At 67.7% G+C, this 22,287-nt stretch carries 18 protein-coding genes and 3 pseudogenes; 8 read left to right on the top strand and 13 right to left on the bottom strand.

The genetic code is table 11. The features are described from left to right. On the bottom strand, nt 1-774 hold a 774-nt coding region (locus ATB1_RS08580; protein ID WP_042663306.1), incomplete at its 3' end, for a DUF389 domain-containing protein. A gap of 121 nt (nt 775-895) precedes the next feature. On the opposite strand from ATB1_RS08580, the gene rocF reads away from it, so the two are divergent. Further along, complete coding sequence (rocF, locus tag ATB1_RS08575) at nt 896-1,795, top strand: arginase (RefSeq protein WP_042663303.1); 900 nt, start codon at nt 896-898, stop codon at nt 1,793-1,795. Beyond that, nucleotides 1,795-2,265, top strand: a complete 471-nt coding sequence (locus ATB1_RS08570; RefSeq protein ID WP_042663302.1) for an NUDIX domain-containing protein — start codon at nt 1,795-1,797, stop codon at nt 2,263-2,265. The genes rocF and ATB1_RS08570 overlap by 1 nt, the downstream gene beginning before the upstream one ends. A gap of 3 nt (nt 2,266-2,268) precedes the next feature. On the opposite strand, the gene ATB1_RS08565 is transcribed toward ATB1_RS08570, so the two are convergent. The 3 genes and pseudogenes from ATB1_RS08565 to gyrB form a co-directional block, all read right to left on the bottom strand. Then, nucleotides 2,269-2,682, bottom strand: coding sequence for a hypothetical protein (locus tag ATB1_RS08565; protein ID WP_042663301.1), 414 nt, complete (start codon nt 2,680-2,682; stop codon nt 2,269-2,271). 110 nt (nt 2,683-2,792) lie between these two features. Then, nucleotides 2,793-5,349: pseudogene (gyrA, locus tag ATB1_RS08560) on the bottom strand (DNA gyrase subunit A). Between the two features lies 1 nt (nt 5,350). Continuing rightward, the gene (gyrB, locus tag ATB1_RS08555) at nt 5,351-7,270 is read right to left on the bottom strand and encodes a DNA topoisomerase (ATP-hydrolyzing) subunit B (protein ID WP_042663300.1); all 1,920 of its coding nucleotides are present in this window, start codon (nt 7,268-7,270) and stop codon (nt 5,351-5,353) included. Between the two features lie 254 nt (nt 7,271-7,524). Between gyrB and ATB1_RS08550 the strand changes: the two are divergent. Then, nucleotides 7,525-9,922: pseudogene (locus tag ATB1_RS08550) on the top strand (DNA topoisomerase VI subunit B). Then, a pseudogene (locus tag ATB1_RS08545) lies at nt 9,922-11,023 on the top strand (DNA topoisomerase IV subunit A). Before ATB1_RS08550 ends, ATB1_RS08545 begins: the two co-directional pseudogenes overlap by 1 nt. A gap of 27 nt (nt 11,024-11,050) precedes the next feature. Here the strand turns inward: ATB1_RS08545 and ATB1_RS08540 are convergent. The 5 genes from ATB1_RS08540 to ligA all read right to left on the bottom strand — a co-directional run bounded on the left by ATB1_RS08540 (nt 11,051) and on the right by ligA (nt 15,263). Further along, nucleotides 11,051-11,272 carry a hypothetical protein gene (locus ATB1_RS08540; protein WP_042663298.1) on the bottom strand — a complete coding sequence of 74 codons (222 nt, stop codon included), beginning with the start codon at nt 11,270-11,272 and terminating at the stop codon, nt 11,051-11,053. Between the two features lie 76 nt (nt 11,273-11,348). Beyond that, nucleotides 11,349-12,182 carry an alpha/beta fold hydrolase gene (locus ATB1_RS08535; RefSeq protein WP_042663304.1) on the bottom strand — a complete coding sequence of 278 codons (834 nt, stop codon included), beginning with the start codon at nt 12,180-12,182 and terminating at the stop codon, nt 11,349-11,351. An 89-nt stretch (nt 12,183-12,271) separates the two neighbouring features. After that, on the bottom strand, nt 12,272-12,979 hold the full coding sequence (locus ATB1_RS08530; protein WP_042663296.1) for an MBL fold metallo-hydrolase: 708 nt from the start codon (nt 12,977-12,979) through the stop codon (nt 12,272-12,274). 103 nt (nt 12,980-13,082) lie between these two features. Continuing rightward, entirely contained in the window at nt 13,083-13,433 is a 351-nt protein-coding gene (locus tag ATB1_RS08525) for a hypothetical protein (protein ID WP_042663295.1), read from the bottom strand. 72 nt (nt 13,434-13,505) lie between these two features. After that, the gene (gene ligA, locus ATB1_RS08520) at nt 13,506-15,263 is read right to left on the bottom strand and encodes an ATP-dependent DNA ligase LigA (protein WP_042663294.1); all 1,758 of its coding nucleotides are present in this window, start codon (nt 15,261-15,263) and stop codon (nt 13,506-13,508) included. A gap of 119 nt (nt 15,264-15,382) precedes the next feature. Here ligA and ATB1_RS08515 point away from each other — a divergent pair, with 119 nt between their 5' ends. After that, entirely contained in the window at nt 15,383-16,912 is a 1,530-nt protein-coding gene (locus ATB1_RS08515) for a hypothetical protein (RefSeq protein ID WP_042663292.1), read from the top strand. A gap of 182 nt (nt 16,913-17,094) precedes the next feature. After that, the gene (locus ATB1_RS08510; protein WP_241768154.1) at nt 17,095-17,397 is read left to right on the top strand and encodes a hypothetical protein; all 303 of its coding nucleotides are present in this window, start codon (nt 17,095-17,097) and stop codon (nt 17,395-17,397) included. 164 nt (nt 17,398-17,561) lie between these two features. Here ATB1_RS08510 and psmB read toward each other — a convergent pair whose 3' ends face one another. Both psmB and ATB1_RS22385 read right to left on the bottom strand, forming a co-directional pair. Beyond that, entirely contained in the window at nt 17,562-18,293 is a 732-nt protein-coding gene (psmB, locus tag ATB1_RS08505) for a proteasome endopeptidase complex subunit beta (protein ID WP_042663290.1), read from the bottom strand. Nucleotides 18,294-18,440: 147 nt separating this feature from the next. Next, nucleotides 18,441-18,614 carry a hypothetical protein gene (locus ATB1_RS22385; RefSeq protein WP_198526065.1) on the bottom strand — a complete coding sequence of 58 codons (174 nt, stop codon included), beginning with the start codon at nt 18,612-18,614 and terminating at the stop codon, nt 18,441-18,443. Between the two features lie 341 nt (nt 18,615-18,955). On the opposite strand from ATB1_RS22385, the gene ATB1_RS08500 reads away from it, so the two are divergent. After that, nucleotides 18,956-19,315 (top strand): DUF555 domain-containing protein, encoded by a 360-nt coding sequence (locus ATB1_RS08500; protein ID WP_004970698.1) that lies wholly within the window; start codon nt 18,956-18,958, stop codon nt 19,313-19,315. Between the two features lie 113 nt (nt 19,316-19,428). Beyond that, a complete protein-coding gene (locus ATB1_RS08495; protein ID WP_004041437.1) occupies nt 19,429-19,968 on the top strand; it encodes a CBS domain-containing protein in 540 nt (179 codons plus the stop codon). Nucleotides 19,969-20,013: 45 nt separating this feature from the next. On the opposite strand, the gene ATB1_RS08490 is transcribed toward ATB1_RS08495, so the two are convergent. Both ATB1_RS08490 and purM read right to left on the bottom strand, forming a co-directional pair. Next, nucleotides 20,014-21,318 carry a cytochrome P450 gene (locus tag ATB1_RS08490; protein ID WP_082256352.1) on the bottom strand — a complete coding sequence of 435 codons (1,305 nt, stop codon included), beginning with the start codon at nt 21,316-21,318 and terminating at the stop codon, nt 20,014-20,016. A 72-nt stretch (nt 21,319-21,390) separates the two neighbouring features. Further along, nucleotides 21,391-22,287, bottom strand: an 897-nt coding sequence (gene purM / locus ATB1_RS08485; protein WP_042663287.1) for a phosphoribosylformylglycinamidine cyclo-ligase, incomplete at its 5' end; no start/stop codon positions are given.

The following is a 22,287-nucleotide window of genomic DNA, read 5'->3' as shown; positions in this document are numbered from 1 at the left end:
GGGAACGGTCGCGGCCGCGACCGCGACGCCGACGATGGAGACCGGGAGTTCGGTCGCCAACCCGACGCCGCCGGCGGCTCCCGCACAGAGCGCGACGACGAGCGTCAACAGCCCCGGTGACGACCGGCTCGCTAACTGCTGAACCGTGGTCACGTTCAGCGCCGCCGGCACGAACTGCGCCGTCTTGAGCCCCCACCCCAGCGCCGCGGCGGCGGCGATGGCCACGGTCAGTCCGATAACCGTCGACCGAACGCCTCCCGTGAACATCGCGTCGTCCCCGAGCGCCGCGCCGACGCTGGCCATGAGCGCCGCGCCGATCTGCGGGGCGATGACCATCGACCCGACGACGAGCGCGGCCGAGTCGAGCAACAGCCCCGCGGTGGCGACGAGCGCGCTCAGAACCGTCATCGCGTAGTACGCCGTCGGCTGGGGGTTGAGGTCGTGCGCCTTCGTCAGAATCTCCTCGTTCGAGACGCGTTCTTCCTCCTCGTCGCCCTCGACGTACCGCTCGACGAGTCGGTCGTAGTGCGGCGTCGTCGCCGACTCGATGTTGCCGATGACGAGGTGGTCCTCCTCGAAGCCCGCCTCGGAGAGCGTCTCTCTGATTCTGTCGACCGCCTCCGTCGGCAGCGGGAATTCGACGAGATACGACTGGGGTTCGTCGCCGTCGGCCCTGTAGACCGGCAGCGTCACCGGGTCGACGTCCTCCCCTCGGAGCGCATCGACGACCGCGTCGAGTTCCCCCGCCTCGACGCGAATCTGTAAGTGCCGCATGAGACTCGGTACGACCTCGCCGTGCAAAAGCGAGGTGGGCGTACCCGTCGGGCGCCGCACGGCATTATTGATAAGGGTGTTTTTCCGATGCCACTAAACGCCCCGAACGAGTGCATCAGCTATGGAACGGAACGTCAGAATTCTGGGTGCACCGACGGACTACGGTGCCAATCGACGCGGGGTGGACATGGGACCCTCCGCGATTCGATACGCCGGACTCGCGGGGGAACTGGAGTCCGCGGGCGTCTCGCCGACGGACGCCGGCGACCTCGCGGTCCCGCACCACGCGACGCGGGACGCGGACGCCGGGGCGGCGAACGCCAAACACGTCCAGGAGGTCGAAGAGGTGACGACGAGCCTCGCCGACGCCGTCTCGACCGCGCTCGACGAGGGGACGACCCCGCTCGCGCTCGGCGGCGACCACTCCATCGCCATCGGCTCGCTGGTCGGGAGCGCCCGCGACGCCGACATCGGCGTCATCTGGTTCGACGCCCACGGCGACTTCAACACGCCGAGCACCTCGCCGTCCGGGAACGTCCACGGCATGCCGCTGGCCGCCGCGCTCGGCGTCGGCGACTTCGCGGGCGTCGAGTGGGCGAACGCCGCCGGCCTCGCGGAGGAGAACGTCGCCATCGTCGGCCTGCGCTCCGTCGACGGCGCGGAGGCCGAGGCGATTCGCGACAGCGACGTGACTGTGTACACGATGTCCGACATCGACGAGCGCGGCGTCACCGAGGTGACGAACGACGCCCTCGACGTGGCGACCGACGGCACCGACGGGGTCCACGTCAGCCTCGACCTCGACTGGCTCGACCCCCGCGAGGCCCCCGGCGTCGGGACGCCCGTCCGCGGCGGCGTGACCTACCGCGAGGCCCACGCGGCGATGGAACTCGTCGCCCGCTCGGAGGCCATGCGCTCGTTCGAACTCGTGGAGGTCAACCCCATCCTCGACGAGCACAACGAGACCGCGACGCTCGCGACCGAACTCGCCGCAAGCGCCTTCGGCAAGCGCATCCTCTGATGTCGACGCCGAGAGAAGCCCCCGCCCCGCACGACCTGGCCGCCGGCGTCGTCGTCCTACAGGAGAACTCGGTGCTCGCGGTCTACGAGAAGGACCGCTGGGGACTGCCGAAAGGCGGCTCCGAACCCGGGGAGTTCTTCTTCGAGACGGCCGCCCGCGAGGCCGCAGAGGAGACCGGCGTCGAAGTCGAAATCCAGTCGCTCGCGTTCACGAGCGAGATTCGCGCCCCGGACCGTCGCATCTATCTCCAGCGGTTCTACCACGCGACGCCCGTCGCCGACGACCCGACGCCGTCGCCGAGCGACCCCGACGACGAAATCGAGGCGGCGAAGTTCCTCCCGCTCACCGCGCTCGGGTCGACGCTCACCTACCGCCCGCGGGTCGAACCGCTCCGCGACTGGCTCCGGGACCGCAAGCCGCGACACTACACCTACGACCTGACCAGAGAGCCGTCGGACGTCGAGAAATAGGAGCTACGACGCGCTGTCGCTGGTTTTTCTCGCTTTCACGACTCGAACGGCGTGCCCGACAACCGCTCCGAGACCGCCGAGCGCGAGCGCGAGCACCGCGCCGGTAACGAGCGGGTACGCGAGCCACAGCGGCGACTCCATCGTCGAAACCGGGACGAACAGGTTGACCGCGAAGCCGAGACACGGGCCGAAGGCGAGCACGATACCCTCGCCGGCCCGTTCACCGATGCGCTCCCCACGGGCGGCGTGAGACGCGACGCCGGCGACGACGAGGACCGCGCCCGCGTCGACGACGAGCGACTGCACGTGCGTCGGCGGTTCGAGGTTCCACGCCCGAAGCACGGTCAGACCGCCGAGGACGACGACGAACGCGAGCGCCGAGACGCCGACGACTCTCGACCGCGGTCGCACGCTCATGCCGAGACAACCCCTCGGCCGGGGTAAATGCCTTCGGGGAGTTGCGGTCGGCGCCGCGGCTCTCCGGTGGGAGTCAGCAAAAGAGAAATCCGTCGTCGGGGAGAGCCGACTTACTCGTCGTCCGCGTCGGTTTCCGCGTCCCCTTCCACGTCGTCCAGTTCCTCGTCTTCGGTCGTCATCGCGGCCGGAATCACGTCGACGGAGGCCACGTCGTCGCCCTCGTCGAGGTCCATCACGATGACGCCCATCGTGTTGCGGCCGACCGTCGAGATGTCCTCGACGGGGGTCCGGAGAATCTGGCCCTCGTCGGACATGACGACGAGGTGGTCGCCCTCGCCGACCGTGTTGATGGCGCAGACCGGGCCGTTCCGCTCGTTGGTCTTGATGTCGATGAGCCCCTTGCCGTTTCGGGACTGCTTGCGGTAGGCGTCGAGGTCCGTGCGCTTCCCGTAGCCGTTCTCGGTGACGGTGAGAATCCAGCTGTGGTGGGCCTCGTCGATGGCGGCCACGCCGGCGACCACGTCGTCGCCGGTCGAGTTTGATGCCGCGGACGCCGCGGGCCGAGCGACCCATCGCGCGCACTTCGTCCTCGTCGAAGCGGATGGACATCCCCTGTTCGGTGCCGATGACGAGGTCGCTTTCGCCGTCGGTGACCTCCACGTCGACGAGTTCGTCGCCCTCGTCGAGTTTGGTGGCGATGATGCCCGTCGAGAGGATGTTCTGGAACCGGTCGGTGCCGGTCCGCTTGATGTAGCCGTTCTGGGTCACCATCGTCAGGTAGCCCTCGATGTCTTCGAGGTCGTCGCAGTTGACGACGGCGGTGATCTCCTCGCCGTCGTCGAAGTCGAGCAGGTTGACCGCCGACTTCCCGCGGGCGGTCCGCGACATCTCGGGCACCTGGTAGGCCTTGAGTTGGTAGACCTGTCCGTGGTTGGTGAAACAGAGCAGGTCGTCGTGGGTGTTCGTGACGAACACCGACGAGACGTTGTCGCCCTCCTTGAGGTCCGTCCCGATGATGCCCTTACCGCCGCGGTGCTGGGCGCGGAACCGCGAGACCGGCATCCGCTTGATGTAGTCGTCCTCGCTGACGACGACGACCACGTCTTCCTCGGGAATGAGGTCGGCGCGGGTGACCTCGCCGGTGTTGGCGACAAAGGAGGTCCGCCGGTCGTCGGCGTACTCGTCTTTGATGTCGAGCAGTTCGGACTCGATGACCGCGTCGAGTTCCGACTGGTCGCCGAGGATGGTTTCGAGGCGCTCGATGGTCGCCTGTACGTCCTCGTACTCGTCTTCGATTTCGGCCGCCTCCATCGAGGTGAGCGAGCCGAGCTGCATCGAGACGATGTGGTTCGCCTGCTCTTCGGAGAAGTCGAACGTCGGCAGGGGTTCGCCGTCGACTTCGACTTCGACCTCGCCGCGGAGCGCGGCCTTCGCGTCGTCGCGGCTCTCGGAGTTCCGGATGGTCTCGACCACGTCGTCGATGTTGTCGAGGGCCTTCAGGCGGCCTTCGAGGATGTGCGCGCGGTCTTCGGCCTCGGCGAGTTCGTACTCGGAGCGCCGGCGGACCACGTCGCGGCGGTGGTCGAGGTAGTGTTCGAGCGTCTCCTTGAGCGTCAGCACCTGCGGCTGACCGTCGACGAGCGCGAGGTTGATGACGCCGAACGTGGATTCGAGGTGGTTGTCGAGAAGCTGGTTCTTGACGACCTCGGCCATCGCGCCGCGCTTGAGTTCGATGACGACGCGGATGCCGTCGCGGTCGGACTCGTCGCGGATGTCGCGGATGCCCTCGATTTTCCCCTCGTTCACGTCGTCGGCGATGCGCTCGATGAGGCGGGCCTTGTTCTCCTGATACGGGAGTTCGTTGATGACGATGCGGCCTTCCTCCTCGAACACGTCGTAGTCGGCGCGGACGCGGACGCGGCCGCGACCCGTCTTGTACGCCTTGTGGACCGCGTTGCGGCCGACGATGTTCGCGCCGGTCGGGAAGTCGGGGCCCTTGACGTGTTCCATCAGGTCCGGGATGGTCGCGTCGGGGTTCTCGATGAGTTCGACGGTGGCGTCGATGACCTCGCCGAGGTTGTGCGGCGGGATGTTCGTGGACATCCCGACCGCGATGCCGGACGACCCGTTGACGAGCAGGTTCGGGAACGACGACGGGAGGACCGTCGGCTCCTGTTTGCGGTCGTCGTAGTTCGACTGGAAGTCGACGGTGTCCTTGTCGATGTCGTCGAGGAGTTCCTCGGCGATGGGGGACATCCGCGCCTCCGTGTACCGCATCGCGGCCGGCGGGTCGCCGTCGACGGAGCCGAAGTTACCCTGCCCGTCGACGAGCGGGTAGCGCATGGAGAAATCCTGCGCCATGCGCGCGAGGGTGTCGTAGATGGCGGAGTCGCCGTGGGGGTGGTAGTCACCCATCGTCTCGCCCACGATGGACGAGGACTTGCGGTGCGACGAGTTGGAGGTCACGCCGGCCTGATGCATCGCATACAGGATGCGCCGGTGAACCGGCTTCAGGCCGTCGCGAACGTCGGGGAGCGCCCGACCCGCGATGACCGACATCGCGTAGTCGATGTACGACTGCTCCATCTCGTCTTCGATGCGCGCGTTCTTGACTTCGGCCGCGATACCCGCGCCCGGTTCGAAAGAATCTGGTGCGTCAGAACTCATATTAGATGTCTACCCATTCGGCGTCGTTCGCGTGGTCCTTGATGAACTGCTTTCGCGGCCCGACGGCGTCGCCCATCAGGATGTTGAACATCCGGTCGGCGGCGGCGGCGTCCTCGACGGTGATGCGCTTGAGGACGCGGTTTTCGGGGTTCATCGTCGTGTCCCACAGCTGGTCGGGGTTCATCTCGCCGAGTCCCTTGAACCGCTGGACCTGCGTGGGGTTGCCGTTGCACTCTTCTTCGATGATGCGGTCCCGCTCGGCCTCGTCCATCGCGTCGTAGGTGTTGCCGCGGTAGCGAACGCGGTACAGCGGCGGTTGGGCCGCGTACACGTAGCCGGCCTCGATGAGCGGGCGCATGTGCCGGTACAGGAGCGTGAGCAGCAGCGTCCGGATGTGCGCGCCGTCGACGTCGGCGTCGGTCATCAGGATGAGCCGCTGGTAGCGCGCCTTCTCGATGTCGAACTCGTCGCCGACGCCGCCGCCGATGGCGGTGATGAGCGCCCGTATCTCGTCGTTTTCGAGGATGCGGTCGAGGCGGTGTTTCTCGACGTTCAGAATCTTCCCCTTGAGGGGCAGAATCGCCTGGAACTTGCGGTCGCGGCCCTGCTTGGCCGAGCCGCCCGCGGAGTCGCCCTCCACGATGAACAGTTCGGACTCGGCGGGGTCGCGGCTCTGACAGTCCGCGAGCTTCCCCGGCAGCGAAGTGGATTCGAGCGCGGACTTGCGGCGGGTGAGCTCTTCGGCCTGTTTCGCGGCTTTGCGGGCGCGGGCGGCCTCGACGGCCTTCGAGATGATGGCCGTCGCGGTGTCCGGGTTCTCCTCGAAGAACGTTCCGAGCTGTTGGTGGGTGACGCTCTCGACGATGCCGCGGACCTCGGAGTTACCGAGTTTCGTCTTCGTCTGGCCCTCGAACTGCGGGTCGGGGTGCTTGACGGAGATGACGGCGGTGAGCCCCTCGCGAACGTCCTCGCCGCGGAGGTTGTCGCCGTCGAGGTCGTCCAGCATGTCGTGGGTGTTCGCGTAGTCGTTGACGACGCGGGTGAGCGCCGTCTTGAACCCGGTCAGGTGCGTGCCACCCTCGCGGGTGTTGATGTTGTTGGCGAAGGCGTGAATCGAGCCCTGCAGTTCGTCGGTCGCCTGCATGGCGATTTCGACCTCGATGCCCTCCGACTCGTCGTCGTAGTAGATGATGTCGTCGTGGAGGGCCGTCTTGGTCTCGTTGAGGTACTCGACGAACTCGCGGATGCCGCCCTCGAAGAGGAACGTGCTCGACTCGTCGGTCCGCTCGTCGGCGAGCGAAATCTCGACGCCGGAGTTGAGGAACGCGAGTTCGCGCAGACGGTTTTCGAGCGTCTTGAAGTCGAACTCGGTCGTCTCGAAGATACCGTCGTCCGGCCAAAATCGGATGGTCGTCCCGGTGTCCTCGTCGGGTTCGAGGTCGCGCACGCGCTCGAACTGGTCGACCTGCGGTTCGCCGAACTCGAAGCGGTGTGTCCACACCGCGCCGTCGCGTTTGACCTCGACTTCGAGTTCGCTCGACAGCGCGTTGACGACGGAGACGCCGACGCCGTGGAGGCCGCCGGAGACCTGGTAGGACTTGTTGTCGAACTTCCCGCCGGCGTGGAGGACGGTCATGATGACCTCCAGCGCGGGTCGGTCGTACTGTTCGTGCGTATCTACCGGAATCCCGCGGCCGTTGTCGGTGACGCTGACAGAGCCGTCCTCGTGGAGGGCGACCTCGATGGCGTCGCAGTGCCCCGCAAGCGCCTCGTCGATGGAGTTGTCGACGACTTCGTAGACGAGGTGGTGGAGTCCGCGAGAATCGGTGGACCCGATGTACATCGCCGGACGCTTTCGAACGGCTTCAAGCCCTTCGAGGACCTGAATCTGTCCGGCCCCGTACTCGTTATCCTGTGACATCTGAACTGGCCTAGGATAGCCCGTCCCTTAAAGCCTCGCACGCGCGGGCGCGTACTACTTACTGGAGTCCCGCGTAGCGGTTTCCGCGTCCGGCGATTTCGGCTGCGCTGACGCGCGTTTCGTGGGTGACTCTGTGTAACATGATTCGTCGTTCCGCTGTGGACAGCCCGCGAAGCGCGTCAACGCCGGACTTTCACTTTCACTCCGTTGCCGGTGAGTACTTAACGCGGGACTGGGTAGATGCGCATCAGGAAATGACCTCGTTCCAGTCGACACTCGGTGACGAGCCGGGGATCGCAGAGGAGCTGGCGAAGGGCCAGCGGGAGATCTCCATCGCCGAGTTCTTCGAGAAGAACAAGCACATGTTGGGCTTCGACAGCGGAGCCCGCGGGTTGGTCACCGCCGTCAAGGAAGCGGTGGACAACGCGCTCGACGCCACGGAGGAGGCGGGCATCCAGCCCGACATCTACGTGGAAATCGCCGAGGCGGGCGACTACTACCGCCTCGTCATCGAGGACAACGGGCCGGGCATCACGAAAGAGCAGGTGCCCAAAGTGTTCGGGAAGCTCCTCTACGGCTCTCGCTTCCACGCGCGCGAACAGTCCCGCGGCCAGCAGGGTATCGGTATCTCCGCGGCGGTCCTCTACTCGCAGTTGACGAGCGGGAAACCCGCCAAGGTGACGAGCCGGACGCAGGGCTCGGAGGACGCCGAGTACTTCGAACTCGTCATCAACACGGACCAGAACGAACCCGAGATTCGCACCGAGAAGACGACCTCGTGGGACCGCCCCCACGGCACGCGCATCGAGTTGGAGATGGAAGCCAACATGCGCGCCCGCCAACAGCTCCACGACTACATCCTCCACACGGCGGTCGTCAACCCCTCACGCCCGCATCGAACTCCGGGAACCCGGCCTCGACGAGCCGATGAAGTTCGAGCGGGCGACCGACCAGCTTCCGAAGCAGACGAAGGAGATTCGGCCCCACCCCCACGGCGTCGAACTCGGGACGCTCCTGAAGATGCTCGCGGCGACCGAGTCGTACTCCGTCTCCGGCTTCCTCCAAGAGGAGTTCACCCGCGTCGGCGCGAAGACCTCCGACAAGGTTCACGACGCCTTCCGCGACCGGCACTTCGGCCGCGAGATGACGTGGCGAACGCCCGACGCGACCGAGGCGGACGAACTCGTCGCCGTCGTCGAGGACGCCGTCTCCAACAAGGGCAAGGAGGCGACCGCGGCGTTCGCCGACGAACTGGTGGATATCGTCGTCGGCAAGGACCGCATCGCCCACGGCGAACTCGTCACCATCGTCGGAAACGTCGCCGAGACGGTCGGCGAGGAGACCGACACCTCGTTCGGCGAGACGGTCCGCGAGAACGTCGTCGAGGCGCTGTGGCCCGTCCTCACCGACGACCGCGAGGGCGACGTGTACGCTATCATCGACGACGTGACGACCACGCAGAAAGACGACGCCGGCAAGGTGTCGATGGCGCGCTCTATCGCCACGCAGTTCGCCGAGACGACCGGCCCGGCCGACCGCGCCACCCGCGACGACGTGGCCGAGTTCGTCGCGTGGGCCGCCGAGCGAACCAAAGAACGCGAGGACGAGACCTACGGCGAGACTGCACAGGAGAACATCGCCGACGCCGTCTGGTCGCGGATGCGCACCGTCTCCGACGAGGTGCCGAAGGTCCGCGAGGTCGCCGACGACCGCGACGTGGCCCGCGACCTGCTCGACGCGATGCGCGAGACGGACATCCTCGCGCCGCCGACGGACTGCCTCTCTCCAATCTCCGCCGACCTCGTGGAAGCCGGCCTGAAAAAGGAGTTCGACGCCGACTTCTACGCCGCGGCGACCCGCGACGCCGAGGTCCACGGCGGCGACCCGTTCATCGTCGAGGCCGGCATCGCCTACGGCGGCGAACTGAAGTCCGAGGGGAAAATCGACCTGCTCCGCTTCGCCAACCGCGTCCCGCTCGTCTACCAGCAGGGCGCGTGTACCATCACCCACGTCGTCAAGGACATCGGCTGGCGGAACTACGGCCTCGACCAACCCGGCGGCACCGGCATGCCGAGCGGCCCCGCGGTCCTCATGGTCCACGTCGCCTCCACGAACGTCCCCTTCACGAGCGAGTCGAAGGACGCGCTCGCGGACGTGCCGGCGATTCAAGACGAGGTCGAACTCGCCATCCGCGAGGCGGCCCGCGACCTCAAGTCCTACCTCTCGAAGCGGCGGTCGCTCCAGAAGCGCCGCGAGAAACAGGACGTCCTCGGCCGCATCCTCCCGCAGATGGCGACGAAGCTCTCGGAGGTCACCGGCCGACCGGAGCCCAACATCGACGGCGCGCTCGGCCGCATCATGAACAACCTGACCGTCGAGCGAGCCGTCGACGACGGCGAGGTGACGCTCACGGTGAAAAACTACTCCAACACGAACGAGTCGCCGGACATCACGGACATCGTCTCGGCGGAGCCGGGCGGCCTCGACGGCGAGGCGACGGTGGTCGACCTCGACGGGGAGTGGTTCGTCAAGTGGAACCCCGAGGTGTCGTCCGGTGAGACGGCGACGCTCACGTACTCGGTCGCACAGGACGCGTCGTTCGACATCAACGTCGACGGCGTCGAGACGGAGAAACTCACGGTGAACGTATAATGGCATCCGAACGGAAGACATCCGAGGAACGCACCCGCGAGCGTCTCATCGACCTCGCGGCGGAGTTCTACGACCAGTTCGACGCGGGGGAGATTCCGCACATGACGCTCCCGACGCGGACGAAAAGCAACATCGAGTACGACGAGGACGCCAACGTCTGGGTGTACGGCGACCGGACCTCGAAGCGCTCTGCGAACAGCGTCCGGGGGGCGCGAAAGCTCCTGAAGGCCGCCTACACCATCGAGTTCCTCGCGCGGCAGTTGGACGAGGACCGCTCCTCTACCCTGCGTGAGCTGTACTACATCTCCGAGTCGTGGGACAACGAGGAGGCGCACTTCTCCGACCAAGACGAGTCCAACAAGCTCATCGAGGACTTGGAAATCGTCAGCGAGGTCAAGCGCGAGGACTTCCACATGCGCCCGGAGGAGTCCGGCGCGAAGCTTATGGGCCCCCTCAAAATCCGCGAGCAGACGAACCGCGGCGACCGCGAGATTCACTGCCAGTTGGACGTGGGACAGGGCGGCTACCAGATTCCGAACAACCCCGACACCATCGAGTTCCTCGAACACGACGTCGAGTTCGTCATGTGCGTCGAGACCGGTGGGATGCGCGACCGACTCGTCGAGAACGGCTTCGACGACGACTACAACGCGCTCGTCGTCCACCTCGGCGGCTCAGCCGGCGCGCGCCACCCGGCGCATCACCAAGCGCCTGCACGACGAACTCGACCTGCCGGTCGTGGTGTTCACAGACGGCGACCCGTGGTCCTACCGCATCTTCGGCTCCGTCGCCTACGGCTCTATCAAGTCCGCGCACCTCTCGGAGTATCTCGCCACGCCCGAGGCGAAGTTCGTCGGCATCCAGCCGCAGGACATCGTGGACTACGACCTCCCGACCGACCCGCTCGCAGATTCCGACATTAACGCGCTCCAGTCCGAGCTGGAGGACCCGCGGTTCATGAGCGACTACTGGACCGAACAGATAGAGCTCCAACTCGACATCGGCAAGAAGGCCGAACAGCAGGCGCTGGCCTCCCGCGGTCTCGACTTCGTGACCGACGAGTACCTGCCGACGCGCCTCGACGAGATGGGCATCATCTAACCCCGATCACTCCCGGTCACCGCTTTTCTACCGCCCTGCTCCGGACCGATTGAACAGTGCAACGAGCGTGTAGCCGCCGTAGAAGCCGAGGGTGTGAACCGCCACCTCGGTTGCGAACTCCGCGGCGGTTCGGGTCGGTTCGATGTGAAAAAACAGCGCGTCGGTCGTCACGACGACGAGCGTGACGACGAGACAGACGAGGAGCCGACGGACGCTGAAAAGCGGGCTCGACCGGAGGGCGTCGCGCATGGCGGTCCGACGGCCGCCCGCTGTATGAGCCTGTTGCCCCGAGAGTGTTTCAGGGGTGTCAGCTTCCGGAGGGCAGTTACGGGTATAGCCCGTTCCCGCGGAACCCGTCGAAGTAGCGCCTGACGACGCCGTTCAGCGTTCGCGGCTCGCTGGTCGTAAGGTTGTGACCCGCCCCGGAGAACAGCGCGAGCGTCGCGTCCGCGACGCCGTCTTTGAGTTCCCGAACCCGCGGTTCGGGGAACAGTCGGTCGGACCTCCCGGCGGCGACGAGCGTCGGCGCGTCGACGTCGCCGAGAACCTCCCGGGAGTCGTGTTCGAGACAGGCCGTACAGGAGACGACGGCGTCGGCGGGGACGGCGGGTCGGAGGTCGACGACCCGGCCGGCCGCCTCGATGAGCGCCGGGGCGACCGTCGCTTCGAGGCCGGTCGCGGACTCCCGTTCCGCGTCGGCGACGACCTCGGCCCAGCGGCCCTTGCCCGCCAGCGAGCGCCAGCGCGTCACGACGTTCTCGCCGTGGCCGCCGAGTCGCGTCCCGGCGGAGACGACGGCCAGCGAGTCCACGTAGTCGCCGTAGTCGGCGGCGAGGTACTGGGCGACGAGACCGCCCATCGAGACGCCGATAACGTCCGCCGGCCACAGGTCCTGTTCGTCGATGACGCCGGCGTAGCCCGCGGCGATGTCGCGCGTGGTCGACCCGACCGGGAGGTGTCGCGGCCGGCCGACCACCCACACGTCGCGGTCGTCGAACTCGCGGAACAGACCGGCGAGCGCCGCCGCGGTTCCGCGGTTCGGGTCGATGCGCTGGAAGGCGTCGGAGAGGCCGGGAAGCACCACGAGCGGGTCGGCGTCGGCGTCACCGAGGCGGTAGTAGGGCCGCCGGCCGCCGAGCATGCCGTAGTCGAGGTCCATACCCGAACCGACGGCCCGGCGCGGCAAAATCGTTCTGTCCATTCGCTAGCCCGTCCGGCTGTTCGGCTGTCCGTCCCGCGGTCGCCCCCTCAGACTTGGTCGGGGTCGTCGAGGACGACCGGGATGCCGCGGTTCGCCACGTCCACGACGAAGGCGTCCGGGTCGGTTTCGAGAAGCGGGATGGTGTCGTAGTGAATCGGGAGCACGAGGTCGGGGTCGAGCGTCTCAGCGAGGTCGGCGGCCTCGCGGCGGTCCATCACGACCGACCCGCCGATGTTGGCGAGGAACAGCGACACTTCGAGGTGTTCGTGGCCCGCCAGCACGTCGGAGTCGCCGGGCCAGAAGACGGTTCGGTCGGCGATTGAGATGTGGAAGCCACAGCCGAACCCGCGGGGGTGGACCACGTCGCCGTCGCGGAGGTGCGGGCCGTCGGGGTCGTTGAACGCCGGGAGCGACCACACGTCGACCTCGCCGACGGTGAGGTGGTCCTCCTCGCCGACGCGGACCGTCTCGTAGGGGAGGTCTTCGACCGGCACCACGTCGCGGTCGATGGTCGCGGCGTCGACGCCCTCGAAGGCGACGACGGTCGCGTCGGCGTCGGCGACCTGCTCGATGGCGTCGGAGTCGTAGTGGTGGTTGTGCGTGACCAAAATCAGGTCGCCGTCGCGGGCGTAGTAGTCGTCGAGGACGCCGTAGCGGCCGGGGTCGAAGTAGACGACGAAGCCGTCGGGCGACTCGATTCTGACGGTCGCGTAGCCGAGCCACGACACGTCGAGGCCGTCGTGTTTGATGGTCATACGCGACACCTCGAACCGAGGGGTAAAAAGCGCGGCTCTCGGGGCGAATCGGCCGGTTCGGGCGAGGACGAGTGACGTGGCGGGTGCGCGGCGGGGGTCCGACTCAGACGAGGGTGTCCCGCAGGACGCCGAACACGACGAGGCTCCACAGGAACACGCCGGCCCCGTAGAACAGGAGGGCGAGTCGGAGCGAGGTGTCCGTCTCGACGGGGGACCACAGCCCCGCGTTCGAGACGACCCGGTTCGTCCCGCCTTTCTCGCCCGCGTGTTCGACGTTGCTGGGGCCCATCTGACCCACGGCCCCGCCGCCGAGTACGACGAGCAGCACGCCGGCCCCCAGCAACGCCAGCATGTACATCCCCGAGTGCGTCGCGAGATACACCGCGCCGACCGTGAGCAGTCCGAGGAGACCCGTATACAGGAGGGTCGGTCTCCAGAGGGCGTCGAGATTCATGGTAGGAACCGTCTGAAAATGTGTCTGTTGGGACAGTAAATCCCTTTGGGCGCGACCCGGGGCGAGCGTCGCTCACTGCGAGTCGGCCAGTCGCTCCACGCGGTCCAGCGAGTCGGCCGTCTCGGCGGTCTTGTCCTCGCGGACGGTGACGAACCGCGGGAACCGAAGCGCGTAGCCCGAGGAGTACGTCGGCGATGCCTGAATCTCCTCGTAGCCGACCTCGAAGACGACCGACGGGCGGATGTCGACCTCCTTTCCCGCCTCGCGTTCGATTTCGGGTTCGAGGAGGTCGGTCAACTCGGCCAACTCCTCGTCGGTGATGCCCGTGGCGACCTTGCCGATGGTCTCGAAGGCGTCGTCGCCCGAGTCGGCTTCGACGCGGGCCGAAAGCAGGAACGTCCCGAGGAACTCCGCGCGGCGGCCCTCGCCCCACTCCGCGCCGGTGACGACGAGGTCCAGCGTCTCCACGTCGGGCTTGCGCTTCAACCAGTTCTTCCCGCGGTCGCCCGGCGAGTACGGCGCGTCGGGGTTCTTCAGCATGATGCCTTCGTGGCCGGCGTCGAGGGCGTCGGCCTCGTAGGCGGCGATTTCGTCCGGATCGTCCGAGAGGAGGAGGTCCGAGACGGCCGCCGAGTCGCCGCCGAGGACCGCGGTCAGTCGGTCGTGGCGGGCGGAAAGCGGGTCGGTGAGGAGGTCGTCGCCGCCGGCGTGCAGGCAGTCGAACGCCCGGAGTTCGACGCGGACCTCCTCGCGCATCCGCCCCACGTCGTGCTTGCGACGGAAGCGCCGGAGAATCTCCTGAAACGGGAGGGGTTCGCCGTCGTCGTCCATCGCCACGACCTCGCCGTCGAGGATGACGGGTTCGTCGACCGCGTCCGCGACGAACTCGACCACCTCGGGGAGCGCGTCGGTCACGTCCTCCATGTTGCGCGAGAACAGCGAGACCTCGCCGTCGGCGTCGCGGTGGACCTGCACGCGCGCGCCGTCGAACTTGGTCTCGACCGCGGCGGTGTCCCACTCGTCGAGCGCGTCGGCGGCGGTGCCCGCCTGCGCCAGCATCGCCTGTACGGGGCGACCGACTTCGAGGCGGACCCCGTCGAGACCGGCCTCGCCCTCGTCGCGGGCGAGTTCTGCGACCATGCCGTAGTCGTTCGACACCTGCAGGGCGCGGGCGACGGCGGCGATGGCGTCGTTTCGGCGGTCGCGGGCGGCGGCCTCGGTCTCCGAGTCGGCGTCGTCGTCGCGGATGGCGGCGGCGTCCGCGGGGTCGACCAGGAACGCCTCCGCGACGGCGTCGCGGACGGTCCCCTCGCCGACGCCGATGCGCATCTCCGAGAGAACGAGTCGGGCGAGGATGCGCGCCTCGTCGGGGTCGGTCCGGTTGAACAGGCCGTAGAGCGTCTTGAGCTTCGTTTCTTCGCTCCCCGAGCCGGAGGCGGCCGCGAGGGCGCGGAGTTCCGAATCGACTTCGGCGACGGTCAGGCCGTCCTGTCCGCCAGAGCCGAAGGCGGCGAGGCCGCGCTGGCCGCCGAAGTCGTAGCTCGCGGCGACCGCGCCGATTTCGCCGCGGTCGGCGAGGCGGTCTTCCACGTCGTCGGCCGAGACGTTCGGGCCGGCGGCGCGGGCGATGGCCTCGTGGCAGAGCCGCGGGCCGATGTCGAGCGTGGTCGAGTCCCACGCCGGGAAGACGCGGCCTTGGACGAACCGGGCGACCGTCGGGAGGTCGTCGCCGGCGTCAGAAAAGAGGTCTGAGAGGAGCGAGACGACCGCGAGGTCCGCTGGCTCGGCTTCTATCTCGGCGGCGCGGGCGGCGAACTCGGCGAACTGCATCGTCCGTGGGTATCGCCGCGCGGGGCAAAAGCGTCTCGACAGTCGTCGGGGATGTGATTCGCTGTCGAACGGCCGGAGTGCCGGGAAGTTGAAGGCGCTTCGACGCCGGAACGCCGGGTATGAGCGACGACCTCGCAGAGCGCGTCGAAGACGTGCTCGCGGTCGACGCGGCCGAGTTCGAAGCGCAAGCGAGAGCCGACGCCGAGGTGCTCAAGCGCGAACTGCGCGAGGGGACCTTCGACAACCACCAGTCAATCGTCGGCTTGGAGTACGAGTTCTACGCCGTCTCCGACGGTCGCTGGTCCGCGAGCGAAGACGACGTGCACGCGCTCATGCGGGTCCCGCGCCGACTGCTCGGCCTCATGGGCTTCGAGAAGGAACTGGGGCTCCACAACGCCGAGATGACCACGAGCCCCCAGCCGCTGAACCCCCACGGCCTCCGCGCGCAGGAGTCCGAGGTCCGCGCCCGACTCGACGCCGCGCTCGACTGCGCCGCCGCGGAGGGGATGCGCCTCGTCTCCGACGGGATGTGGAGCATCCCGCCGGCCGGCGAGAGCGCGCGCGAGTACCTGACCGACTCCGTCACCGACGGTGGCGTCCGCCTCGCGACGAACATGAGCAACTCCGTGCGCTACCACGCGATGGCCAACGGACCGACCGCCCCAGCGTCGTTCACGCTCGACGCGCCGCACGTCTCGCTCGAAGCGGACACCGTGATGCCCGAGGCGCTCATCACGTCCATCCAGCCGCACTATCAGGTCCCGCACGCCGACGACCTGCCGTACCACTTCAACTACGCGCTGCGGGTCGCCGGCCCGCTCCTCGCGCTCGGCGTCAACTCGCCGTTCTTCCCGGCCGACCTCTACGACGAGGACGTGACGGGCGAGGAGATTCTCGCCGACAGCTGGGACGAAAACCGAATCGCGGTGTTCGAGTCGGTGCTCAACTCCGGCGATCACGAGAAGGTCTCCTTCCCCGGCGACCTCGACACCGTCGAAGACGCCGTCGACCGCGTCGTCGAGGACTCCACGATGGTCCCCATGTCGGTCGAGCGCGGCGACCGCTTCGACGACGACTTCGCAACGCTCCGCCGGAAACACGGCACCTACTGGCGGTGGGTCCGCCCGGTGTTCGACGGCGCGTCCCGGTCGTCGGCCAACGCCCGCATCGAGTTCCGGCCCATCGCGGGCCAGCCGACCGTCCGCGACTCGGTCGCGTTTCAGGCCGCCTTCGCGGGCCTCATGGAGCGGCTCCCCCGACTCGACCACCCCGTCATCGACCTCGACTGGGAGACCGCTGAGGAGAACTTCTACACCGCGATGCGCGAGGGTCCCCACGGCGACCTGCGCTGGATAGACGTCGACGGCGACGATGCGACCGGCGCGGACCTCTACGAGGACCTGCTCGTCCACGCCCGCGACGGGCTTCGGCTGGCGGGCTGTTCCGAGGAGGAGGCCAACTACTACCTCGAACCCCTTCGCAAGCGCGTCGAGACGGGCGTCACGCCGGCCGACTGGAAGCGCGCTCGCGTCCGCGACGCCCTCGACGACGCCGACGACTTCGAGACGGCGCTCCGCGAGATGCAACGCGAGTACGTCGAGCGACAGTCCGACTCGCTGCTCGAAGGCGCGTTCGCCGACTGGTTCTGAGCCGGCGCGGGCGTCCGCGTCTGCATCCGCCCCACGTCGGCGACGACGCGGCGGCCGTTCTCGTCGGTCGCTGGCTCTCACGCGCTCCGCGCACTCTTGTCGGAGAAATAACTATTATCGCGCCGCTCGAACGCCGCGTATGGTCTCCCAACTCGGTATCGAAAGCCGTCGCCGAGTTCTGGATGATCGCGCTTCTCACCGCGCTCTGGATGGTGTCGATGCGCCGTCTGCTCCGCTCCAGCCGACGCCGCTGTCACACGGGCGGACATCGCCGTCGGCGGGGCGTGGGGAGCCGTCGGCAGGTCGTGGGCGTACGACCGCGCATGTGCTGGAAAGTCCGGACGAACCGACGATCGCGGGATGGCTCGTCACGCCTCGTCGGTATCGCGGTCCAGCGCCGACTGCTCCCCCGCACCGAGGTCGTTCACGTACAGCTTCGGCTTCGGACCGCGTCCTCGGCGTGGTCAGTCTACCGGACGTGGTAGCGGGCTCTTCGCGGCCGTCTTCCGAGTGACGACTGAGTAGAAGTGCGGTCGCGGCCGATTCCGTCGCGGCGAGCCCAACCACGGGAGTTCCACCGCGGGAATCGCGGCCAGTCCCGCCGGTCGCGAATCCCTAACCCAAAGAGAAACCGCCGACTGCGGGCGACTTATTCGAGGCCTTCGAAGTTCTGGTGGCGCTGGATGTCGACGCCCTCGTCGGTGACGACGGCGATGTTGATGCCGTTACCCGAGGCGAGGTCGCGCTCGACCGCGGAGCGGATGGCCTTCGTGGCGACCTGCTTCGCCTCCTCGATGCTGAGGCCGTCTTCGAACTCCTGTTCGAGCACACCGAGGGCGTACTGGCTGCCGGAGCCGGTGACGGTGTACTCCTCTTCGAGGATGGAGCCGGCGGGGTCGATGCTGTAGATGTGGGGGCCAGTCTCGTCGACGCCGCCGAGGATGGGCTGGACGACGTAGAACCCGCCCGAGCGGAGGAAGTTGCCGACGAGCGTCGACAGCGCCTGCATGCTCATGTCCTCGCCGCGGCGGGCCTCGTAGAGGCGGACCTCCGCGCGGAGGGAGCTGATGAGCGACTGGGCGGCCGACACGGAGCCGGCGATGGTCAGCGCGCCCGTCGGGTGAATCTCTTCGACCTTCTGGACGTCCTTCGAGGAGACCATGTAGCCCATGCTCGCGCGCATGTCGGTCGCGAGGACGACGCCGTCTTCGGTCTTGATGCCGACGGTGGTCGTTCCGGTCTTCGTCTCTTTGTCACCGAGCGAGTCGGCGCGACGCTCGGCGTTCGAGAACTCGCCGAGTTCGGGGCCGAACACGTTCGAGCGGTCGCCGTTCAGCGAGTCGAGACGGCCGGAGAACTCGTCGTGAGTCGGGGTACGCATTGTCAGCGATTGCACTTCGGCGCTGATAAATGCAACCCTTCACCTCGCCGTTGCCGGTGCCAAAGCGTCAGACGCGCGTCGGCGGCGGCCGCGCGGTGCGGTCGCTCGCGGCAAGTTTCGTCGGAGGAGGGAGGCGCGCGAGTCGCGTTAGCGAGTCGCGGCGCGTTCGTAGGCGGTTCCGGTCGTTTCCACGAGCCGGCGAATCGGGAGGGTCACACCCATCCGGCGAGCGGCGAGCGCGACGGGGAGCAGCGCGATGCCCATCGCGACCGATAGCTGGTAGGCGGCGAACAGGACGTACTTCGTTAGGCGGGGAATCATCACCGTGTCCTCAGTCGAGGCTCGGGAGGTGTCAGTATATAAATCTTCTCTCAGCCGGTCGCACGATACCCCGACGCTGTCTATCGATTAAAGCGCACTTGTCTCTACTCCAACTAAACCGACTATTCGGCGTGAGACGCGCGTGACCCGCGGAGCGCTTTTCCATAAGTTATAGCGATAATCCCCGTGGCATGCGCGAGCCGTGCGCGCTCCGGTTTGGCGACGCGAGCGTCGCGAGCTCGGACGCGTCGCGGTCGATTCGCCGCGCCGGGTGTGTGAATCCCACGCGCCCCGGCGCTCGAACCACAAGACACGAAACCCCACCGGCGCGTAACGTGTGTATGAGCAACTATCTCGTCGCGATGGAGGCGGCCTGGTTGGTCCGGGACGTAGAAGACATCGACGACGCCATCGGCGTCGCGGTCAGCGAGGCCGGCAAGCGACTCAACCAGAAGGACAAGGAGTACGTCGAGGTCGAAGTCGGCGCGACGCCCTGTCCCGCCTGTGGCGAACCGTTCGACTCCGCGTTCATCGCGGCCAACACCGCGCTCGTCGGCCTGCTCCTCGAAATCAAGATTTTCAACGCGGACGGCGAGAAGCACGCCTCCCGCATCGCGAAAAGCGAGGTCGGCGGCGCGCTCCGCGACGTCCCCCTCGACGTCATCGACATCCGCGAGTTCGACTCCGACGAAGACCAGTAACCGCGACGCCGCGTCCGGCCGCATCGGACGCGACGCCGACCACCGAACTCGGGGCGACCGCCCGAGGCGAGCGACCGGAACACTTTTTCATAACTACGGGTTATTCCCCCGTCATGGAACTTCCCACGCCCCAAGACCTCAGGGAACGGCGGAACTCCCTCGAACTGACGCAGAGCAAACTCGCCGACATGGCCGGGGTCTCCCAGCCGCTCATCGCCCGCATCGAGGGCGGCGACGTCGACCCGCGGCTCTCGACGCTCCGGCGCATCGTCGAGGCGCTGGACGAGGCCGAAGGGCGCATCGTGCGCGCGGAGGACATCATGAACACGACCGTCCGGAGCGTCGCCCCCGACAACTCCGTCCGCGAGGCGCGCGACATCATGCTCGACGCCGGCTTCTCGCAGTTGCCCGTCATCGAGAACGGCCGCCCGCTGGGCATCATCTCGAACGCCGACATCCGTCACGTTCAGGAGGACGACGTCACCGACCGTCCGGTCAACGAGGTCATGTCAGAGGGCGTCACGACGGTCGAACCCGAGACGACGCTGGACGAAATCGGCGTCTACCTCGACCACAACTCGGCAATCATCGTCGTCGAGAGCGGTGAGACGGTCGGCATCATCACCGAGGCCGACATCGCGGCCCACATCTGAGCCGACCCCGAAACGACGGCGGTTCCCCGACGACGCCGCTCGGAGTCAGCGCCGCCGGACGACGAGGGGCGTCTCGCCCTTCGGCTGGGTCGTCATCTCGGGCGTGATTGCTAACTCTCCGTCGCCGGCCCAGTCGAGGTCGAAGTCGCGGAGCACGGTCGCGAGCACGATTTTCGCCTCCGTGAGCGCGAACGCCCGGCCGAGACAGCTCCGCGGCCCGGCCCCGAAGGGGAGGTAGGCGTAGGCGGGGCGGTCGGTGTCGCCGTCCCATCGTCCGGGCCGGAACGCGAGGGGGGCATCGTACCACCGCTCGTCGCGGTGGATGCGGATGACAGAGAGGTGGATGTCCGTGCCCGCCGGGATGACCCGGTCGCCGGTCGGAAACGGTTTCGCGGTCTCCCGCGGGAGCGTGTGGACCGGCGGATAGAGCCTGAGCGTCTCCTTGATGACGCGTTCGAGCACCGGGAGCTCCCCGGTCGCGTCGGCGGTCACGGGGCCGTCGCCGACGACGCGGTCGACTTCGGCGACGGCTCGTCCCCGGGCGTCGGGATGGGTCGCGAGCAGGTACAGCGCGTAGGTGAGCGCGAGCGCGGTCGTCTCGTGGCCGGCGAAAATCATGCCCACGAGCTGGTTCTCAAGCGACTCGACGGTCGCTGGGTAGTCTGCGTCGGTTCCGAGCGCGTCGGCGAGGTGGCGCGTGAGGCTCCCCTCGTCGGCGGTCTCGACCAGTTCGCGGACCTCCTCGCGGAGGACGCGGTCGGCCCGGTCGAACCGGCGTCGGCTCGGCGTCGGTACCCACGACGGCAACACCCACGACGCGGGCGCGAAGCGGCCGTTGAGACCGTCGGCGGCCGACCGAATCCGCACGTCGCCGTCGAGGTCGAGTTCCCGTCCGAGGATGGTGGCAAAGATGATGTCCAGAGTGACCGCCTTCATCTCGGATTCGAGCGACAGCGTCCCCGAGTCGGGCCACGTCCGCAGGCGGCGCTCGACCTGCCGGCGCATCACGGGTGCGTAGTCGTCGACCCGCTCCCAGCGGTAGAAGGGCTCTAGCTCGTCGCGCTGTCGCCGCCACTCGTCCCCCTCGGCGGCGATGACGGCGTCGCCGAAGGCGGCCTCGAACTCGCCGCCCTTGACGATGGAGTCGCGGTCGGTCACGAACGCCCGCTCGAAGTGGTCGGGGTGTGCGAGGACGTACAGGTCGTCCATCCCCACCACGTCCAGTCCGACCGCGTCCTCGACGCCGTGGTCCGCGAGGAGGTCGGCGACGAAGCCGAACGGGTCGGCCGCGAAGCCGACGGTGTGCCCCACGAGCGGGAGGCCGCTCGGTGTCGGTGGCGGTGAAGTCACACCTCCACTATGGCGAACGTCGGTAAAATAGTGCTTCTAATCGAACAGTTCGATTCGGCGCTCGGTCCGGCCTCAGAGGTCGAGGCCGCGAATCGAGACGCCCTCGCCAGCCTCGACGCGGCCGATGACGCGACCGTCGGTCGCCTCGACCAGCGCCTCGGCGTTCGCCTCGGGGACGGCGGCGACGAAGCCGGTGCCCATGTTGAACGTCGTGTGCATCTCCTCGTCGGAGACGCCGCCGCGTTCCTGGACGAACTCGAACACCGGCTGGGGGTCGAAGGCGTCGTCGACGACGTAGCGGAACTCGCCCATGCGTTCGAGGTTGGTCCAGCCGCCGCCGGTGACGTGGGCCGCCGCGTTGGTCTCGGCCGCGCGCAGGTCGTCCAGCAGGTAGGTGTAGAGCCGCGTCGGTTCGAGGAGCGCCTCGCCGACGGTGTCGTAGTCGTCGCCGTCCCACGCGTCGTCGTAGTCGCCGTCGGCCGTTGCGGCCTTGCGGGCGAGCGTGAGGCCGTTCGAGTGGATGCCCGACGACGGGAATCCGACGAGCGCGTCGCCCTCCTCGGCCTCGCCGGGGAAGATGGCGTCTTTCTTCGCCAGTCCGGCGCAGGTGCCCGCGAGGTCGAGGCCGTTGATGACCTCCGGCATGACCGCCGTCTCGCCGCCGACGAGTTCGATGTCCGCTTCTTCGGCACCCGCGGCGAGGCCCTGACCGACCTGCTCGGCGAAGCTCTCGTCTGGGGCGTCGACCGCGAGGTAGTCCACGAACGCGACGGGCCGGACGCCGGCCGCGACGAGGTCGTTGGCGTTCATGGCGATGCAGTCGATGCCGACCGTCGAGTAATCGCCGAGCGCCTCGGCGACGAGCAGTTTAGTGCCGACGCCGTCGGTGGCGAGTCCGAGGTAACGGTCGCCGATGTCGAGCAGGCCGGCGTAGTCGCCCGACCCGCCGCCGACCTGCGCGACGAGCGC

The organism is Haloferax sp. ATB1, assembly GCF_000730175.1.
This window is presented reverse-complemented; position numbering and strand designations above follow the sequence as displayed.

What these genes read in the sequence shown, in the direction of transcription:
- rocF (WP_042663303.1), top strand. Translation starts at nt 896, where the DNA reads ATGGAACGGAACGTCAGAATTCTGGGTGCACCGACGGACTACGGTGCC.
- ATB1_RS08570 (WP_042663302.1), top strand. Translation starts at nt 1,795, where the DNA reads ATGTCGACGCCGAGAGAAGCCCCCGCCCCGCACGACCTGGCCGCCGGC.
- ATB1_RS08565 (WP_042663301.1), bottom strand. Translation starts at nt 2,682, where the DNA reads ATGAGCGTGCGACCGCGGTCGAGAGTCGTCGGCGTCTCGGCGCTCGCG.
- gyrB (WP_042663300.1), bottom strand. Translation starts at nt 7,270, where the DNA reads ATGTCACAGGATAACGAGTACGGGGCCGGACAGATTCAGGTCCTCGAA.
- ATB1_RS08540 (WP_042663298.1), bottom strand. Translation starts at nt 11,272, where the DNA reads ATGCGCGACGCCCTCCGGTCGAGCCCGCTTTTCAGCGTCCGTCGGCTC.
- ATB1_RS08535 (WP_042663304.1), bottom strand. Translation starts at nt 12,182, where the DNA reads ATGGACCTCGACTACGGCATGCTCGGCGGCCGGCGGCCCTACTACCGC.
- ATB1_RS08530 (WP_042663296.1), bottom strand. Translation starts at nt 12,979, where the DNA reads ATGACCATCAAACACGACGGCCTCGACGTGTCGTGGCTCGGCTACGCG.
- ATB1_RS08525 (WP_042663295.1), bottom strand. Translation starts at nt 13,433, where the DNA reads ATGAATCTCGACGCCCTCTGGAGACCGACCCTCCTGTATACGGGTCTC.
- ligA (WP_042663294.1), bottom strand. Translation starts at nt 15,263, where the DNA reads ATGCAGTTCGCCGAGTTCGCCGCCCGCGCCGCCGAGATAGAAGCCGAG.
- ATB1_RS08515 (WP_042663292.1), top strand. Translation starts at nt 15,383, where the DNA reads ATGAGCGACGACCTCGCAGAGCGCGTCGAAGACGTGCTCGCGGTCGAC.
- ATB1_RS08510 (WP_241768154.1), top strand. Translation starts at nt 17,095, where the DNA reads ATGATCGCGCTTCTCACCGCGCTCTGGATGGTGTCGATGCGCCGTCTG.
- psmB (WP_042663290.1), bottom strand. Translation starts at nt 18,293, where the DNA reads ATGCGTACCCCGACTCACGACGAGTTCTCCGGCCGTCTCGACTCGCTG.
- ATB1_RS22385 (WP_198526065.1), bottom strand. Translation starts at nt 18,614, where the DNA reads ATGATTCCCCGCCTAACGAAGTACGTCCTGTTCGCCGCCTACCAGCTA.
- ATB1_RS08500 (WP_004970698.1), top strand. Translation starts at nt 18,956, where the DNA reads ATGAGCAACTATCTCGTCGCGATGGAGGCGGCCTGGTTGGTCCGGGAC.
- ATB1_RS08495 (WP_004041437.1), top strand. Translation starts at nt 19,429, where the DNA reads ATGGAACTTCCCACGCCCCAAGACCTCAGGGAACGGCGGAACTCCCTC.